Source organism: Achromobacter sp. DMS1 (assembly GCF_001270295.1).
On record NZ_LHSJ01000060.1, the window covers coordinates 1 to 17,206 of the forward strand.

13 protein-coding genes, 1 tRNA gene and 5 pseudogenes are annotated in these 17,206 nt (G+C 67.1%); 15 read left to right on the forward strand and 4 right to left on the reverse strand.

Features of this window, described 5'->3' with window-relative positions:
- From AD428_RS09115 to AD428_RS09175, 14 genes and pseudogenes are all read left to right on the forward strand, one after another.
- Positions 1–311, forward strand: a pseudogene (locus AD428_RS09115) (peptidoglycan-binding protein LysM); the annotation flags it as partial.
- Between the two features lie 11 nt (positions 312–322).
- Positions 323–1,120: a tRNA pseudouridine(38-40) synthase TruA gene (truA, locus tag AD428_RS09120; protein ID WP_053244942.1), complete on the forward strand. Its 798-nt coding sequence runs from the start codon at positions 323–325 to the stop codon at positions 1,118–1,120.
- A gap of 50 nt (positions 1,121–1,170) precedes the next feature.
- A complete protein-coding gene (locus tag AD428_RS09125; RefSeq protein WP_053244943.1) occupies positions 1,171–2,274 on the forward strand; it encodes a TRAP transporter substrate-binding protein in 1,104 nt (367 codons plus the stop codon).
- 62 nt (positions 2,275–2,336) lie between these two features.
- Positions 2,337–2,987 (forward strand): phosphoribosylanthranilate isomerase, encoded by a 651-nt coding sequence (locus AD428_RS09130; RefSeq protein ID WP_053244951.1) that lies wholly within the window; start codon positions 2,337–2,339, stop codon positions 2,985–2,987.
- A 151-nt stretch (positions 2,988–3,138) separates the two neighbouring features.
- Positions 3,139–3,215 (forward strand) — tRNA-Val (locus AD428_RS09135).
- 449 nt (positions 3,216–3,664) lie between these two features.
- Positions 3,665–3,838: pseudogene (locus tag AD428_RS29415) on the forward strand (Hsp20/alpha crystallin family protein); the annotation flags it as partial.
- Positions 3,839–3,894: 56 nt separating this feature from the next.
- A pseudogene (gene cmk, locus AD428_RS26030) lies at positions 3,895–4,376 on the forward strand ((d)CMP kinase); the annotation flags it as partial.
- Positions 4,377–4,727: 351 nt separating this feature from the next.
- Positions 4,728–6,440: a 30S ribosomal protein S1 gene (gene rpsA, locus AD428_RS09145; RefSeq protein WP_053244952.1), complete on the forward strand. Its 1,713-nt coding sequence runs from the start codon at positions 4,728–4,730 to the stop codon at positions 6,438–6,440.
- A 2-nt stretch (positions 6,441–6,442) separates the two neighbouring features.
- Positions 6,443–6,802, forward strand: coding sequence for an integration host factor subunit beta (locus tag AD428_RS09150; RefSeq protein ID WP_053244944.1), 360 nt, complete (start codon positions 6,443–6,445; stop codon positions 6,800–6,802).
- A gap of 200 nt (positions 6,803–7,002) precedes the next feature.
- Positions 7,003–7,317: a LapA family protein gene (locus AD428_RS09155; protein WP_053244945.1), complete on the forward strand. Its 315-nt coding sequence runs from the start codon at positions 7,003–7,005 to the stop codon at positions 7,315–7,317.
- 54 nt (positions 7,318–7,371) lie between these two features.
- A complete protein-coding gene (gene lapB, locus AD428_RS09160) occupies positions 7,372–8,589 on the forward strand; it encodes a lipopolysaccharide assembly protein LapB (protein WP_053244946.1) in 1,218 nt (405 codons plus the stop codon).
- Complete coding sequence (gene rfaE1, locus AD428_RS09165) at positions 8,586–9,527, forward strand: D-glycero-beta-D-manno-heptose-7-phosphate kinase (RefSeq protein ID WP_053244947.1); 942 nt, start codon at positions 8,586–8,588, stop codon at positions 9,525–9,527. Before lapB ends, rfaE1 begins: the two co-directional genes overlap by 4 nt.
- Positions 9,524–10,510, forward strand: coding sequence for an ADP-glyceromanno-heptose 6-epimerase (gene rfaD, locus AD428_RS09170; protein ID WP_053244948.1), 987 nt, complete (start codon positions 9,524–9,526; stop codon positions 10,508–10,510). The genes rfaE1 and rfaD overlap by 4 nt, the downstream gene beginning before the upstream one ends.
- Before the next feature lie 276 nt (positions 10,511–10,786).
- A pseudogene (locus AD428_RS09175) lies at positions 10,787–11,257 on the forward strand (SDR family oxidoreductase); the annotation flags it as partial.
- On the opposite strand, the gene AD428_RS27675 reads toward AD428_RS09175, so the two are convergent.
- Both AD428_RS27675 and AD428_RS09180 read right to left on the reverse strand, forming a co-directional pair.
- Positions 11,217–11,612, reverse strand: a complete 396-nt coding sequence (locus AD428_RS27675; protein ID WP_235489574.1) for a TonB-dependent receptor domain-containing protein — start codon at positions 11,610–11,612, stop codon at positions 11,217–11,219. The pseudogene AD428_RS09175 and the gene AD428_RS27675 sit on opposite strands and share 41 nt — an antisense overlap.
- Positions 11,609–13,237 (reverse strand): TonB-dependent receptor, encoded by a 1,629-nt coding sequence (locus AD428_RS09180; protein ID WP_235489578.1) that lies wholly within the window; start codon positions 13,235–13,237, stop codon positions 11,609–11,611. Before AD428_RS09180 ends, AD428_RS27675 begins: the two co-directional genes overlap by 4 nt.
- A gap of 541 nt (positions 13,238–13,778) precedes the next feature.
- On the opposite strand from AD428_RS09180, the gene AD428_RS09185 reads away from it, so the two are divergent.
- Positions 13,779–14,663, forward strand: coding sequence for a crotonase/enoyl-CoA hydratase family protein (locus AD428_RS09185; protein WP_053244949.1), 885 nt, complete (start codon positions 13,779–13,781; stop codon positions 14,661–14,663).
- Between the two features lie 60 nt (positions 14,664–14,723).
- On the opposite strand, the gene pdeR is transcribed toward AD428_RS09185, so the two are convergent.
- Entirely contained in the window at positions 14,724–16,718 is a 1,995-nt protein-coding gene (gene pdeR / locus AD428_RS09190; RefSeq protein WP_053244950.1) for a cyclic di-GMP phosphodiesterase, read from the reverse strand.
- 208 nt (positions 16,719–16,926) lie between these two features.
- Positions 16,927–17,206, reverse strand: a pseudogene (locus AD428_RS27680) (tripartite tricarboxylate transporter substrate-binding protein); the annotation flags it as partial.

Below are 17,206 nucleotides of genomic sequence, written 5' to 3' on the forward strand. Positions count from 1 at the left end.
CCTGGCGCGGCGGAGCAGCCGCGGGCCGCACGCCGCCCATCAACAAAACGGAGGATTCCGGCATGCCATCCTGGCTGGCGGACAATCTGCTCGTCATCGTGACGGCAGTGCTGGCGCTGGTCGCCTTCGCCATTGCGTGGCTGCTGCGCCGCGCGGGCACGCGGCGCGGCGACGAAGACGAAGAAACCTACGCCTATGGCGAGCCGGCGCTGGACGCGGCCGCGCTCGATCGCAAGCTCAAGGGCATCAATCTGGACCTGGACGAACCGCCCACGGACGAGCCTCGCCACGCCGGGGGTCCGAGGGTTTGAATACCGGCAGGATGGCGCTGGGCCTGGCCTATGACGGTTCCGCCTGGCAAGGCTGGCAGACTCAGCCGCATCGGCAAACGGTTCAAGATACGCTGGAAGCGGCATTGGCCCGCTTTTGCGACGTTCCGGACCCGGTGCCCACGATTTGCGCCGGCCGCACGGACACCGGCGTGCATGCGGCCATGCAGGTCATACACCTCGACACGGCCCTGGACCGCCGCACGGAATCCTGGGTAAGAGGCGTGAACGCCTTCCTGCCGCCCACGATTTCCGTGCAGTGGGCGCAACGGGTATCGGGCGATTTCCATGCCCGCTTTTCGGCCCGGTCGCGCACCTACGTCTACCTGTTGTTCAGGGGAAGGGTGCGGCCGGCGCTGTGGGCCGGACGTGCGGGCTGGAGCTTTCATCCCCTGGACGTGGACGCCATGCGCAAAGCGGCGCAGGTCTTGCTGGGCGAACACGACTTCTCCAGCTTCCGCTCTTCGCAGTGCCAGGCCGCCCATCCGGTGCGCGTCCTGCGCCGGCTGGACATCGCGGAGCGGGGGCCGTTCCTGGTGTTCACCCTGCAGGCCAACGCATTCCTGCATCACATGGTGCGTAATATCATGGGCGCATTGCTGCAGATCGGGCAGGGCCGCGAACCGGTATCGTGGATGACGCAGCTCCTGGCCGCCCGCGACCGGCGCCAGGGCGCGCCCACCTTTGCTCCCGACGGCCTGTACCTGTCCGCCATCGAGTATCCGCCCGAGTTTGGCCTGCGCGAACTCGACGGCGCAGCGACGCTGTTGTCGCCTTTCACCCAATCCTGAGCGCTGCCGCGGGCCGCGCTCTTTTACAGACTCGCACCCGGAGGCTTGCCATGCAACGCCGCGCATTCCTGAAGCAGACCGCCCTGGGCGCCGCGGCGGGCGGCGCGGCGCTGGCCGCGCCCGTCGTGGCGCAGACCGCGCCGTCCATTTCGTGGCGCCTGGCGTCGAGTTTTCCGTATGAGTCGCCCACGTTGTTCGCCGGCGCCGAGGACGTCGCGCGCTACCTGAGCGACGTTACCGACGGGCGTTTCCAGATCGAGATCTTTCCGGCCGGCGATCTCGCGCCGGCGGGGCAGGTGCTGCAGGCGGTGCGTGACCGGGTCGCCGATTGCGGACACACCGCGTCTACGCGCTATTTCGACATCGACCCCGCCCTCTGCTTCGATGGCGCGGTGCCGTTCGGCCTGAACACGCGCCAGATGCATGCATGGATGATCCAGGGCAACGGCCTGGCCCTGACTCGCGTGCTCTTCGACAAGCACAACATTCTCAATTTTCCTTGCGGCTATACCGGCGCCCAGATGGGCGGCTGGTTTCGCCCGGAGATCAAGACGGCGGATGATTTCCGTGGGCTCAAGGTCAAGGCGGGCGGTTTCGCGCGGCAGGTGCTCGCGCGGTTGGGCGCGACGCCCGTGGACGTGGACGCGCCCGACGCCTACACGGCCCTGGAGCAGGGTGAGGTGGATGCCGTCGCCTGGATCGGTCCTTATGACGACGAAGGGCTGGCGCTCTACAAGGTCGCGCGCAACTACTATTTTCCCGGCTGGTGGGCCGGCACGCTGCAGCTTTCGCTCTACGTGAACCAGGATGCCTACGACGAGCTGCCCAAGTCGTATCAGTCCGCGCTCGAGCTCGCCTGCCGCATGGCCAGCGGCAACATGCTCGCCAAATACGACGCCGGAAATCCCGACGCCTTGCACAGGCTGGTTTCGCGCGGCGCGCAGCTCAAGGCATTTCCGCGGCCTGTGCTCCAGGCCTGTCGCGACGCGTCCCTGCAGCTCTACGACGAGCTGGGCGCGAAAGACCCGATGTTCAAGAAACTGTACGAGAGCATGAAGAGCTTTCGCGACAAGCAGGCGCCCTGGTTCCGTCTCGCGGAGACCAGCTTCGACAACCTCGGCCTGAGCCTGGGACCGGATGCCTCGTCCGGCTGAGCGCGGCGCGGCGGATATACTGGCTTTTCGCGCCGCGCATGACGGCGCCGCTCAAGAGAAACATGCGTACCCGTATCAAGATCTGCGGCCTCACCCGCGAAAACGACATCGAAGCGGCCGTGGCCGCCGGCGCCGACGCCATCGGCTTTGTGTTCTACGCCAAGAGCAAGCGCTGCCTGGCGCCCGCGCGCGCGGCCGAACTGCGCCGCCTCGTGCCGGCTTTCGTGGACGTGGTGGCGCTCTTCGTCAATCCCTCCGAAACCGAGGTCCGCACCGTGCTCGACCAGGTCGGCCCCGATCTGCTGCAGTTCCATGGCGACGAGCCCCCCGAAGCCTGCGCGCGCTACGGGCGCCGCTACTTGCGGGCCTTCCGCGTGGGCGCGCCGGGCCTGGATACCGCCGCGGGCCTGGCCGAACACTGCCGCGCCTACGGCGATGCATCGGGCTGGCTGTTCGACAGCTACAGCAGCGGCTACGGCGGCAGCGGCCTGGCCTTCGACCATGACTTGCTCGCCGGCCTTCTGGCCGATGCCGCGGCGCGTCCGGTGATTCTCTCCGGCGGCCTCAATGCGCAAAACGTGGGCGCATCCGTCCGGCGCATCCGCCCCTGGGCGGTCGATGTCAGCAGCGGTGTGGAAGATTCCCCAGGCATAAAAAATTCTGCTAAAATTTTGGACTTCGTTTCGGCGGTGCAAAACGCCGATGCGGGCTGAAGAAAAGTGTTTGTGGCATCGTTTTGGTAGTGTCGCTGCAGCGGTATCGGCGCGAGTCAGGCGCACAACGCGAAACGCTGGGTCGAAAGGCAAAACAAGACAAAGCGATTTGCAAACCGCAAAAAAGCCATATATAATTTTTCTTCTTTGCAGGCGGTTAGCTCAGCTGGTTAGAGCGCCACGTTGACATCGTGGAGGTCGTTGGTTCGATTCCAATACCGCCTACCAAATTCCTGCAAGTGCCGCCAGGCACGGCAAACTGAAAAAGCCGCCAGTCAATGACCAGGCGGCTTTTTTGTTTGTTTTTTCGTTCACGGGAAATCGTGCCGGCGGGCGCTTGAATGAGCGGCCTGCCGGGCAGGCGTCGGCGCCCGGTTTACGTCGGACGCGCATCCGTCGCCCGCCCGCTTCCCCTCTTGAAATTCCTTTCGCTGCACCTACATTTACATCGCTGGCCGCCGACAGGCCGGCCGGGGGTTTTGGTCAAAGGCGGGCGCTGTCGCCGACAGAGGCCCGGCCGATTCGATAGGAGAAAGATTATGAGCGTACGTGATCTGATTCCTTGGGGCCGCAACTCCCAGGCCCCTGCCGCTTATCGCGACAAAGAGGAAAACCCGTTTCTGTCCCTGCACCGCGAAGTGAATCGGCTGTTTGACGATGTTTTCCGCAGTTTCGACATGGGTTATCCCGCGGGACGGGCGTTCGGCGGCTGGCCCAGCATCGAGGTGACAGACGAGGGCGAGAGTATCCGCGTTACGGCCGAGCTGCCCGGGCTGGAGAAGAAGGACGTGGAGGTCCTGCTCGAAAACGGGGCGCTGACGCTGCGCGGCGAGAAGCGCGCCGAATCGCAGGACAATGCGCGGCAGTTCTCCGAGCGCTACTACGGGCGCTTCGAGCGCGTGATCCCGATCGGCCCCACGTCTACTTGGACGGCGCGGAGGCCAGCCACGACATCCGCCGTGAGGAAGTCGGCAATTTCGCCTCGCGCGTGGCCGCGTTTCCCGGCGTGCGGCAGGCGCTGCTCGAGCGCCAGCGGGTTTTCCGCCAGCCGCCGGGCCTGGTGGCGGACGCCGCGACATGGGCACCGTGGTGTTCCCGGACGCGGCCCTGAAGGTCTTCCTGGTGGCCGACGTGGTGGCGCGGGCCGAAAGGCGCCGTAAGCAGTTGATCGAAAAGGGAATTTCTGCTAACCTGGATGACCTTTTGCGGGATATGCGCGAGCGGGACGCCCGCGATACCCAGCGCGCCGCGGCGCCGCTGGCTCCCGCGCCGGATGCGCGAATCCTGGATTCGTCGAATCTGACGATCGCCGAAACCGTGCAGGCCATTCTCGATTTCTGGCGCGAGGCCGGAGCGGGGGGCAGCGTAAAAGCGCCAACGGCGAAATAAGGGTGAAGGGCAAGAGCAAAAGGTAAGGGGTAAGGGCGCACCGGGCACGACAGCCTGTTGCTGCGCCGGCCCGGCGCCTGGTGCCACGATTTTCCGCCTTCGGGCGGGCGCGGATGCGCCGAAAAGGCGGTCCGCATCATGCAGTGCCCCGCGGTGTCCCGCAGCTTCCGGCAAGCGCCGGTTTCATGCGGAGCGTTCCGCGGGTGGTTTTTCCGGCCCTGTTTCCGCCAGGGCGCCGTTGCCGGCTCTTCTTGCCGGGGCGTTCGCGGGCAGGTGTTTTCACTCCACTGTGGCGGGCAATCCGCTGCGGTGTGTTTTTAACGGCCATCCGGCCCAATGGATTTCAATCCCATGTCTTCCGTTTCCACTACCGCTACCGGCGGCGAAAGCTTTGCCGATCTGTTTGCCGAGAGCCTCAAGAGCCAGGACATGAAGTCCGGCGAGGTCATCAGCGCCGAAGTCGTTCGCGTCGACCACAATTTCGTCGTCGTCAACGCCGGCCTGAAGTCCGAAGCCCTGATTCCCCTGGACGAGTTCCTGAACGACCAGGGCGAACTCGAAGTGCAACCCGGCGATTTCGTCTCGGTGGCCATCGATTCCCTGGAAAACGGCTATGGCGACACCATCCTGTCGCGTGACCGCGCCAAGCGCCTGTCGGCCTGGCTGCAACTGGAAAAGGCCCTCGAGAACGGCGAGCTGGTCACCGGCACCATCACCGGCAAGGTGAAGGGCGGCCTGACCGTCATGACCAACGGCATCCGCGCGTTCCTGCCGGGTTCGCTGGTGGACCTGCGTCCGGTCAAGGACACCACCCCGTACGAAGGCAAGACCCTCGAATTCAAGGTCATCAAGCTCGACCGCAAGCGCAACAACGTCGTCCTGTCGCGTCGCCAGGTGCTGGAAGCCAGCATGGGCGAAGAGCGCCAGAAGCTGCTCGAAACCCTGCACGAAGGCGCAGTGGTCAAGGGCGTGGTCAAGAACATCACCGACTACGGCGCGTTCGTTGACCTGGGCGGCATCGACGGCCTGCTGCACATCACCGACATGGCCTGGCGCCGTGTCCGCCACCCCTCCGAAGTCCTGCAAGTGGGCCAGGAAGTCGAAGCCAAGGTGCTCAAGTTCGACCAGGAAAAGAGCCGCGTCTCGCTGGGCGTCAAGCAACTGGGCGAAGACCCGTGGGTAGGTCTGGCCCGCCGCTATCCGCAAGGCACCCGCCTGTTCGGCAAGGTCACCAACCTGACCGACTACGGCGCGTTCGTCGAAGTGGAAGCCGGCATCGAAGGCCTGGTGCACGTGTCCGAAATGGACTGGACCAACAAGAACGTCGATCCGCGCAAGGTCGTGACCCTGGGCGAAGAAGTCGAAGTCATGGTCCTCGAGATCGACGAAGACCGTCGCCGCATCTCGCTGGGCATGAAGCAGTGCCGCCAGAACCCGTGGGAAGAGTTCGCCACGAACTTCAAGCGCGGCGACAAGGTCCGCGGCGCCATCAAGTCGATCACCGACTTCGGCGTGTTCGTCGGCCTGCCCGGCGGCATCGACGGCCTGGTCCACCTGTCCGACCTGTCGTGGACGGAATCGGGCGAAGAAGCCGTGCGCAACTTCAAGAAGGGCGACGAGATCGAAGCCGTGGTCCTGGGCATCGACACCGACAAGGAGCGCATCTCGCTGGGCATCAAGCAGCTCGAAGGCGATCCGTTCAACAACTTCGTGGCCACCTACGACAAGGGCGCCGTGGTTCCGGGCACCATCAAGTCGGTCGAGCCCAAGGGCGCCGTCGTGACGCTGTCCGTGGACGTGGAAGGCTACCTGCGCGCCTCCGAGATCTCCTCGGGCCGCGTGGAAGACGCCACCACCGTGCTGAAGGCCGGCGAGAACATCGAAGCCATGATCGTCAACATCGACCGCAAGACGCGCTCGATCCAGCTGTCGATCAAGGCCCGCGACAACGCCGAGACCGCCGAAACCATCCAGCGCATGTCTGAAGCCAGCGCCTCCTCGGGCACGACCAACCTCGGCGCGCTGCTGAAGGCCAAGCTGGACCAACAGCGCAACGACGGTTAATAGTGACCAAGTCGGAGCTGATCGCCGCCCTGGCGGCCCGCTATCCTCAGCTGGCCGCCCGCGACACCGATATCGCCGTCAAGACCGTTCTCGATGCCATGACCCAGGCCCTGGCCTCGGGCCAGCGCATCGAGATCCGGGGTTTCGGCAGTTTTTCGTTGTCGCGGCGATCCCCCCGCATCGGCCGCAATCCCAAGTCCGGCGAACAGGTGCTGGTGCCTGGCAAGCAGGTGCCGCACTTCAAGGCGGGCAAGGAATTGCGCGAGCGGGTGGATGTGGCTGGCGGCAACGAAGAGGACGCCTCATCCTCCGGATCGGGCGAGCCGATGCCGTCCATGGTCAGTCTGCACGCTATGCATTGACGGCGCGGCAGTCGCGGCTGCCCCCGGGCAGATCCGACCGCGTGCAAAGCCCCTCGAATTTCCGAGGGGCTTTGTTTTTTCCGGCCGACCATGTTCCGGCGATCGTCTTGCCGGCGCTCCCCCCGGGGGGGCAAAAGCCGGGTGCGGCGGCCGGCTTGTCGCTTACAATTGACAGTCTTGAATTCATAGGAGCATGCGTCATGCGCTACCTCGTCTGGGCCCTGCGATTGCTCGTCTTCATTGCCGTTCTGATGTTCGCCCTGAAAAACACCGATCCGGTGGCCGTCAGGTTCTACGCGGATTACGTGGTGCAGGACGTTCCCCTCATCGTGGTCATGCTGGCTGCCTTCGTCGTGGGCGCGCTCTTCGGCCTGCTGCTGACCGTGCCGGCCGCCATGCGACGCCGCCGCGAAGCCATGCGCCTGCGCCGCGAGCTGGGACGCATCCAGGCCGCCGTCGCGGGCACCACGCCGTCGGTGCCGCCGGAGGCCGTGGCTCCCATGTCGCCGCTCTGATCCGGATCAGGCGTCCCGATTTTTTCGTCTGAATAAGAAAACAGAGCTCCGATAGTGGATTTCGAACCCTGGCTGCTGATATTCGTGCCGGTATTGTTCGCGCTGGGCTGGCTGGCCGCGCGTTTCGATTTCCGGCAAATGCTGCGCGAGACGCGCAGCCTGCCCGACTCCTATTTCCGCGGGCTGAACTTCCTGCTCAACGAAGAGCCGGACCAGGCCATCGACGCCTTCGTCGAGGTGGCCAAGCTCGACCCGGAAACCACCGAACTGCACTTCGCCCTGGGCAGCCTGTTCCGGCGGCGCGGCGAAATGGAGCGCGCCATCCGCGTGCACCAGAGCCTGCTCAATCGCGCGGACCTTCCCGCGGCCGAGCGCGAGCATGCGCAGCACGAGCTGGCCCAGGATTTCCTCAAGGCGGGCATGCTGGACCGCGCCGAAGCGGGATTCAAGCAGCTCAAGGACACGCGCTACGCGCTGCCCGCGCTGCGCTCGCTGATCCGCATCTACGAATCCGAGCACGATTGGCCGCGCGCCATCGAGGCCGTCAAGACCCTGCACGGGCTGGTGGACGAGCCCGTGCCGCAGATCGTGCACTACTACTGCGAGCAGGCGCAGTCTGCGCTGTCGGCCAAGCCCGCCGACACCGATGCCGCGCATGCCGCGCTGGATGCCGCCGACCATGCCCTGCACGCGGCCGATGCGGCCGGCGGCAAGGGCGCCATGGTGCGCACCGCAATGCTGCGCGCGCGCCTGGCGCTGCTCGAGAACGACCCGAAGCGCGAGCGTCTCTACCTGGAGTCCATCCTTACCGACGCGCCCGAATTCGCCGGCCTGGTGGCCGAGCAGCTGCTGGCCAACTACCGGAACGCCGGCCAGCAGGAAGCCGGCCTCGACCTGCTGCAAAAGCAGTATGCCCGGCATGCGTCGCTCGACCTTTTCAACGTGGTGTTCCGCGAGCTGCGGGCGCAGCAGGGTGCCGCGCCGGCCTGGGCGTTCGCGCGCTCGGCGCTGCGCCACCACCCCTCGCTGCTGGGCCTGGACCGCCTGCTCGAGGCCGAACTGGCCACGGCCGATGGCGAGTCCGGCGTGGAGGGCCCCGTGCCCGGCGCCGACCTCACCCTGCTGCGCAGCCTGATCCACAAACATACGCAACGCCTGGACCGCTACGCCTGCCGCAGCTGCGGCTTCCAGGCCCGTCGCTTTTATTGGCAGTGCCCTGGCTGCAACGCATGGGAAACCTACGCGCCGCGCCGTCTGGAAGAAACCGAATGAACGCATTTCCCGCAGAAGCCGTTTCGCACAGCCGCGTCCTGGTGGTGGGCGATCTCATGCTGGATCGGTATTGGTTCGGCGAAGTCGAGCGCATCTCGCCCGAGGCGCCGGTGCCCGTGGTGCGCGTGGCGCGCCGCGAAGACCGTCTGGGCGGGGCGGCCAACGTCGCCCGCAACGTGGCGGCGCTGGGCGGCCACGTGACGCTGGTGGGCGTGCTGGGCGAGGACGAGGCGGGCCACAGCGTGCGGCGCCTGGCCGCCGAAGCCGGCATCAACGCCGATCTCATCGTCGACGCCAGTCTGCACACCACGCTGAAGATGCGCGTCCTGGGGCGCCAGCAGCAGCTGCTGCGCGTGGACTTCGAACAGCACCCCGAGACGCGGGCGCTCGACGAGATCGACGCCGCGGTGGCGCGGCACCTGGCCAGCCACGATGTCATCGTGCTGTCGGACTATGCCAAGGGCGTGCTGGCCCGCGTGCAGCCCATGATCGCCCAGGCGCGCGCCGCGGGCATTCCCGTGCTGGTCGATCCGAAGGGCGACGATTATGTCCGCTACCACGGCGCCACCCTGGTCACGCCCAACCGCGCCGAGATGCAGCAGGCCGTGGGGCGCTGGAACAGCGAATCCGAGCTCACCGAGCGGGCGCAGCGGCTGCGCTCGGAGCTGGAGCTGGAAGCCCTGCTCGTCACCCGGTCCGAGCAGGGCATGACTTTGTTTACCGACGCAGGGCGCGCGCATACCGATGCGCAGGCCCACGAGGTGTTCGACGTGTCCGGCGCGGGCGACACCGTGCTGGCCACGCTGGCCGTCATGCGCGCCATCGGCCTGCCCTGGACCGAAGCCATGGACTGGGCCAACCGGGCCGGCGGCATCGCCGTGGGCAAGCTGGGCACCTCCGTCGTCACCGCCGCCGAACTGGCAGGAGTATCCCCATGATCATCGTTACAGGAGCCGCGGGCTTCATCGGCAGCAACCTGGTGCGGGGCCTGAACCGCCGCGGCATCGAGGACATCATCGCGGTCGACGATCTCACCGAGGGCGACAAGTTCCTCAACCTCGTCGATTGCCGCATCGCCGACTACCTGCACAAAGACGAATTCCGCCAGCGCGTGGCCAGCGGCGAGCTGCCGGAGGTGCGCGCCGTGTTCCACCAGGGCGCGTGCTCCGACACCACCGAGCGCAACGGCCGGTACATGATGGACAACAACTATCGCGTCACGCTGGAGCTCTTCGAGTTCTGCCAGGCGCGCCGCGTGCCGTTCATCTATGCCTCGTCGGCCGCCGTCTACGGCGGGTCTTCCACCTATGCGGAAGATCCGGCCAACGAGCGGCCGCTGAACGTCTACGGCTACTCCAAGCTGCTGTTCGACCAGGTGCTGCGCCAGCGCATGGACACGCTCACGGCCCAGGTCGTGGGCCTGCGCTACTTCAACGTCTACGGCCCGCACGAACAGCACAAGGGCCGCATGGCCTCGGTGGCCTTCCACAACATGAATCAGTTCCTCGAACACGGCCACGTGCGCCTGTTCGCGGGCTGGGACGGCTACGCCGACGGCGGCCAGAGCCGCGATTTCATTTCGGTCGAAGACGTGGTCGCGGTGAACCTGCATTTTCTCGACAACCCCGGCCGGTCGGGTATCTTCAACTGCGGCACGGGCCGCGCCCAGCCCTTCAACGACGTGGCGGCGGCGGTGGTCAATGCCCTGCGCGCCGAACGCGGCGAGGCCACGCTGACCCTGGCCCAGCTCGTGGAGCAGCAGCTCATCCGCTATATCCCGTTTCCGGACGATCTCAAGGGCCGCTACCAGAGCTACACCCAGGCCGACGTGCGCAATCTGCGGGCCGCGGGTTTCACGGCGCCCATGCGCGACGTGCAGACCGGCGTCTCGGAATACGTGCGCTACTGGCGCGCGCGCTGAACGCGGCGGGCGCGGGTCCAGCCAGGCCGCCGACGAAGGCCACCGCAAGCGGTGGCCTTTTTCATTCGTGCCTGCCGGGGTGGGCAAATCCGTTCACCGCGGCCGCGGGGCGAGGCGCGGCGCGGGATGATGCGGACAGGGCGCGGCAATGGCCGCCGCGCTTTTTCCCCTCTGGAGATCCGTATGTTTCGTCTGAAATCCCGCCTGCGCGGCCAACCCGCTGCCGTCCCTTCGACCCTTTTCTCGTTCCGCTCCGTCCGCCGGCCCCGCTCGGGCAGCGCGGGCATGCTCAAGCTGGCGCCGCTGGCCGACACCAGCGATGCGCTGTACGACCAGGCCTTCGACCTCAACACGCGCGGCACGTTCAATACGCTGCGCCTGGCGGCCACGCGCCTTGCCGAGGGCGGCCGCATCATCAACGTGTCGAGCACCACGCTGGCGCTGAACCTGCCGGGCTACGGCGCCTACATCGCCAGCAAGGCGGCAGTGGAAGGCTTTACCCGCGTGCTGGCCAATGAGCTGCGCGGCCGCCGGATCACCGTGAACGCCGTGGCGCCGGGGCCGGTGGCCACGGAGCTTTTCCTCAAGGACAAGAGCGCGGAGCTCATCGAACGCTATGCGAAGATGCCGCCGCTGGAACGCCTGGGCCAGCCCGAGGACATCGCGGGCGTGGTGTCGTTCCTGGCCGGCCCCGACGGCGGCTGGATCAACGGCCAGATCCTGCGCGCCAATGGCGGGCTGGCCTGAACGCCGGCCGTTGTCCGTTCAGAAGCGGTACCTGGCGGTGGCCACCACGGTGCGCGGCGTCGCCCGGCCGGATCTGGCCGGCGCTGGCGGCCGAGGCGTAGTAGGTCTTGTCGGCCAGGTTGCGCATGGCCAGGGTCCAGTCCCAGCGCGCCTGTCGGTAGCCCACCGCCGCGTCCCAGCGCGCGTAGCCCGGCAGCGTCACGGTATTGGCGCTGTCGGCATAGCGCTGGCCCATGAACGTGGCGCCGATTTCGCCATGCCAGCCCTCGGCGGGCCGGTAAGCCAGGTAGATGCCGCCGTTGCGCTGCGCCACATTGCCCACGCGCCGGCCGGCCATGCCGTTGCCGTCCTTCACGATGGAGGCATGCTGCAGGCCCAGCCCGCCGCGCAGGTACCAGTTCGCGGCCAGCCGGCCGCGGCGGTGAGCTCCAGCCCGCGCGAACGCTGCAGGCCGGTGAGCCGGATGAAGGAGGGATCGTCCGGGTCGCGCGTGCGCCGGTTGTAGAGTTCGAGCTGATAGACCGCCAGCGTGGTGCTCAGGCCGCCGCCCAGCCAGTCGCTCTTGACGCCCGCCTCGTACTGGCGGGTGTGCTCCGGCGGAAGGCGGTTGGCGTTGCCCCGGGCGTTGGGCGCGATGCCGATCGTGCCGCCGCCGGTGGGCGAGAAGGTCTTGCTGTATGAGGCATAGAACGAATGCGCGGGCAGCGGGCTCCAGACCACGCCCAGGCGGGGACTCACGCCGCGGCTGCGGTGCGAAGCCGACATGCCGAGCACGCGGTTGGCGGATTCGATGCGGAAGCGGTCCAGGCGCACCCCGGCCAGCACGCTCCACGCCCCGCTGAAGCGGATCTGGTCCTGCAGATAGAAGCCGCGGCTTTCCGCCTGGTGGCGGGCGTCGCTGGCAAGCTCCATGGCGCCCTGGTGCTGCTGCGACAGATCGGGGCGGTACAGATCGAGCTGGGGCACCGGCCGCGCGCCCGGGCCCCGCGACGCCGCCCGATGCAGCGTGGGAGAACGTTGCTGGTCGCCGAACTCCAGCCCCGCAAGCACGCGATGCTCGATGCCCGCGGTATGGAACCGCCCTTCCGTTTCCAGGTTGTTGACGATGTTGCGGGTGTTGAGGTCCTGCTGCCAGCGTACGCGGCCTACCTTGCCGGTGGCCGCGCGATAGCCGGTGAGGTAGGTATTGTCGAACTCGCTGTGCAGCCGGAAGACGCCCAGCGTGTGGCGCACCTGCCAATCGGGCGAGAGGCGGTAGGCGAGCCGCGAGCGGAAGCCGCGCGCGCGGTCGTCGATGTAGTCGCGCCCGGGGTCGCCGTAGATGGCGCGGCGGCCCACATCGGCCGGGCGGCCGTCCACGCCGGGCACGCCCCGGTCGGGCGTGCGCCGGTAGCGGCTGTATTCGTACTGGGCCACCCAGTCCAGGCCCGGCGCGACGCGCCAATGGACCGAAGGCGCGAAGAGCTGCCGCGTGCCCTCAATGCGGCGGCGGAAGCTGTCCTGCTCTTCCTGGCCCGCGTTCAGGCGGAGGCTGACCGAGTCGCCGGGATCGGCGCTCAGGTCCGCGTAGAAGCTGCGCAGGTTCCAACTGCCCGCCTGCGCTTCGAGACTGGATTCGCGGCCGGGCTGCGGCGCCTTGCTCACCCGGTTGACGATGCCGCCCTGGCTTCCGCGTCCGTAGAGCACGGCCGCCGGCCCCTTGAGCACCTCCACCCGCTCGATATTGCGCAGGTCGCGCACGTACTGGCTGTCGTCGCGGATGCCGTCGAGATAGAAATCGCTGCCGGCAGCGAAACCGCGGATGCGCAGCGCGTCAAAGCGCGTGTCCTGTGCGCTGGACACGTTCGGGATGCCGGCCAGCGCCTCGCCCAGCGTGGACGCGCCGTACTTGCGCAGTTCGTCGAGCTTGACCGCGTCGATGGCCTGCGGCACCTCGCGCGCCGGCGTGCGCGTGCGGGTCGCCGTGTCGACCTCGGACACGCGCGGATCGTCGGCGTCCGCGCCGTCCGATGCGGATGCGCGGGCAGGTGCGCCGTGGCCGCATGAGCCGGCGGCAAAGGCAGGGCAAGAATCAGCGTGCCCAGGCCCAGGGCGCGGGAGAGAGTGGAAACAGACATCGCGAGCCTCGTTGTGTGGTGATGCGAGTCGCGATGCTATAGATAATGATAATCATTCGTATATAGGAAGAATCTGGGCCGGCGGCGGGGAAGACCGGCCGGCGCACCCGATTTCCCGACTCCTCCCTATGCATGAACCGCGGGCTTGCCGGCCCCGTTCCGCGCGTGCGCGGCGCCATGCGGGTTCTCGGGCGGCGCCTCATCCTTTTTCTCCACCCGCCCTTCCGCCAACGGTGGGAGGGCGCCGCGGCGCGGCGGCGTTTCCCGGCGGTTTCACTCCCGACTTTGGCCTACGGACAAGTCTGGCCAACCGGCGGAGTTTTGCATGAGACGAAGGACGAGTTCTCTGGATTAGTCTGATTACGCAGTACTTCGACTCACCTTGACCGATTGGACGAAAGCAAATGAATCAATTCATTCATCAGGACTGCCACCCCTTTACCGCCGCCGGCAATCTGAAACAGATCTCCGCGTACTACGAGGAGGGACGACGCGTCATGTGGATGATGCTGCGAGCGCAGCCGCGGCCCTGCTTCAATCATGAACTGATCGACGAGATCATGACGCTGGCGCGCGCCGCCAAGGACTCCGGCCTGCCGATCGACTTCTGGGTCACGGGCTCGCTGGTGCCCCAGATCTACAACGTCGGCGGCGACCTGAACTTTTTCGCCGAAGCCATCCGCAACGGCAAGCGCGAAGCGCTGCGGGCCTATGCCCGCGCGTGCGTGGATTGCGTGCACGCAGCCACCCGCGGCTTCGACACGGGCGCCATCTCGCTGGCCATGATCGAAGGCACGGCGCTGGGCGGCGGCTTCGAGGCGGCGCTGGCGCACCACTTCGTGCTGTCCCAGAACAACGCGCGCCTGGGCTTTCCGGAAATCGCCTTCAATCTGTTCCCGGGCATGGGCGGCTACTCTTTGGTGGCGCGCCGCTCGGGCATGAAGCTGGCCGAAGAGCTGATCGGCACCGGCGAATCGCACACGGCCGAATGGTTCCATGCGCGCGGGCTGGTGGACGTGCTGTTCGAACCCGGCGAGGCCTACCGGGCCACGCGCACCTTCATCGACGTGATGCGGCCCAAGCTCAACGGCATGCGCGCCATGCTGCGCGCGCGCCAGCGCGTGCTGGCGCTGTCGCGCTCGGAACTGATGGACATCACCGAAGACTGGGTGGAAGCCGCCTTCTCCATCGACCCGAAAGACCGGGCCTATATGGAACGGCTGGTGATCGCCCAGAACCGCCGCAGCGCGGCCAGCGGTGAAACCGCCATGGAGGCGACCATGCACTGAGCGCGGCGCGGACCGGCCTGCGGAGCCGCCCCGGCGGCTTCGCGATCGCGAACACGCCATTCAGGCAATGAGGTGCAGGCGGCTGCGCCGGTTGAGCCAGGCCGTGAACTCCGGCCCGGGCATGGGCTTGGCGTACAGGTAGCCCTGCTTGGCGTCCACGCCCAGCGTATCCAGGAACGCCGTTTCTTCGTGGGTTTCCACCCCTTCGGCGATCACCTTGAGCTCCAGGGTGCGGGCCACCGCCACGATGGCGCGCGCCAGCGCCTGCGAAACGGGGTTTTCGTTGACGCCGCGCACGAAGCTGGCGTCGAGCTTGATGGCGTCCAGCGGCAGGCGCGCCAGTTGCGACAGCGACGAATAGCCGGTGCCGAAGTCGTCCATGTGCACGCGCGCGCCGAGCTGGCGGAACTGCTTGATGAGCCCGATGGCCGCGTCTTCGTCTTCGACCAGGCAGCTCTCCGTAAGCTCGATGTCGAGCATGCACTCGCCGCCTGCGTCGCTGATGGCCCGCATGAAATCGCTGACCACGCCCTTGTCGTCGAGCTGCCGCGCCGACATGTTGATCGCGATGCGGATGTCCAGGCCCTGCCTGCGCCATTCGGCGGCCTGGCGCGCCGCCTCGCGCATGACCCACACGCCGAGCTGCGAGATAAGGCCCGATTCCTCGGCATAGGGAATGAACACGTCGGGGCCGATGAGGCCGCGCTCGGGCGAGCGCCACCGCACCAGGGCTTCCACGCCGTCGACTTCGCCCGTGCGGCTGGCCAGCTTGGGCTGGTAGTAGAGCATCAGGTGGTTTTCGGCCAGCGCCTTGCGCAGGTTGGTGTCCAGCCATACGTAGTCGGCGTTGCGGCGGTCCATATCGGGCTGGAAGACCCGGTAGGTGTGGCGGCCCGCTTCCTTCGCCACGTACATGGCGATGTCGGCGCTGCGCACGACGCTGTCCAGGTCGGCGCCATGGTCGGGATACATGGCGATGCCGATGGAGCAGCTCGTGTAGACCTCGATCAGGCCCTGCCGGAATGGCTCGCGCAGACGCTCGATGATGCGCTGCGCGGTGGCCTCCAGCTCCCAGACCTGGGCGTGTTCCTGCAGCACGATGAACTCGTCGCCGCCCAGGCGGGCCAGCGTCTGGCCTTCCGAGAGGCAGCTCGAAATGGCCACCGACACGGTTTTCAGCAGGTGGTCGCCGAAACCGTGGCCGTAGTGGTCGTTGACGCGCTTGAAGTTGTCCAGGTCGAGGAACAGCACCCCGCCGCGTCCGCCCCCGCCCGCGGAAAGCGCCCGCTTCAGCCGCTCCGTGATGGCATGGCGGTTGGGCAGGTCAGTGAGCATGTCGGTATTGGCCAGCACCCGCAGCCGCTCCTGCGCCTGGCGCTCTTCGGTGATGTCGGTGCCCGAGCAGATGAGGTAGACGCGCTTCTCGCCGCTGCCGCTGGTGACGAACTTGTTGCGGAACAGGAAGAGCCGCGGCCCCTTCACGGTGTTGATGAGGCGCTCGACCTCGTAGGAATGGCCGTGCCGGTAGAAGGCGGCGATGTTGCGGCGGGACGCGGCCGCTTCCTCGCGCGTCATGAACATCTCGAAGACGCTGCGGCCCACGATGTCCTGCTCGCGCTTGCCGGTGTATTCCTCGCTGAGCTTGTTAAAGCGCTGGACGCGGCCGTGCTGGTCGACGATGACGATGACGGAGTTGGCCTCGGACACCACCGTCTCGGCAAACGAAAGGCCCTCGACCAGGTCTTTTGCCACGGATTCGGTGTCGGCCAGGGCGGATGCGGTGCCGGCCCATTCGTTGGGGCCGATTTTCCGGCCGACGAGGTGCAGGCGGATCGGGTCGCCGTAAAGCGTGACGTCGATGCGCAGGCTGGAAGTGATGCCCGTGAGCGAACGGATGCTGTCGGCCTGTTCGGGGCGCAGCGCCATCGCGATGTTGGTGGCCCCCTTCACGGCGGCGAGCTCGATGGCATCGCTGTCGCCGGCTAGCCGCCAATATGGGCTGTGTGTACCGAAATGCGTATACAGGACCGCTTTGTCGTCCTGATGCTCAGTCATTGGTATCCCCCCGCCGTCCTTGGATGGCTCGCAAAGTACATTACGGCCTAGTCCTTCCGGGGTCAACCACAATGTGCATTGCGGCAAAGGCGCGGCGCCCAGGCACGGGCCGGCGCGCCATGCGGCGCTGCGTCAACGGGCCGCCCCGCGCAAGCGGAGCCGGGGCCGCGACGGGCCGGGCCGGGCCGGGCCGGTTTACTCCGGCTTGACCCGCCTCGTCGATGACCTTGGTCCAGCGCGCCACTTCCGCCGACACGCGGGCGCGGGCATCGGCCGGCGAGGTCCAGGTGGCGATGGTCGCCCTGCTTGAGCAGCGACGCCTGCACGTCCGGCTTGGCCAGGATCTTCTTCAGGTCGCCGTTGAGCCGTCCGATCACGGGCGCCGGCGTGCCGGCCGGGGCCACGATGCCGAACATCGAGCTCACCTCGAAGCCGGGCAGGCCGGCCTGGCTGGCGGTGGGCACGTCCGGTCCAGCGCCTCGACGCGC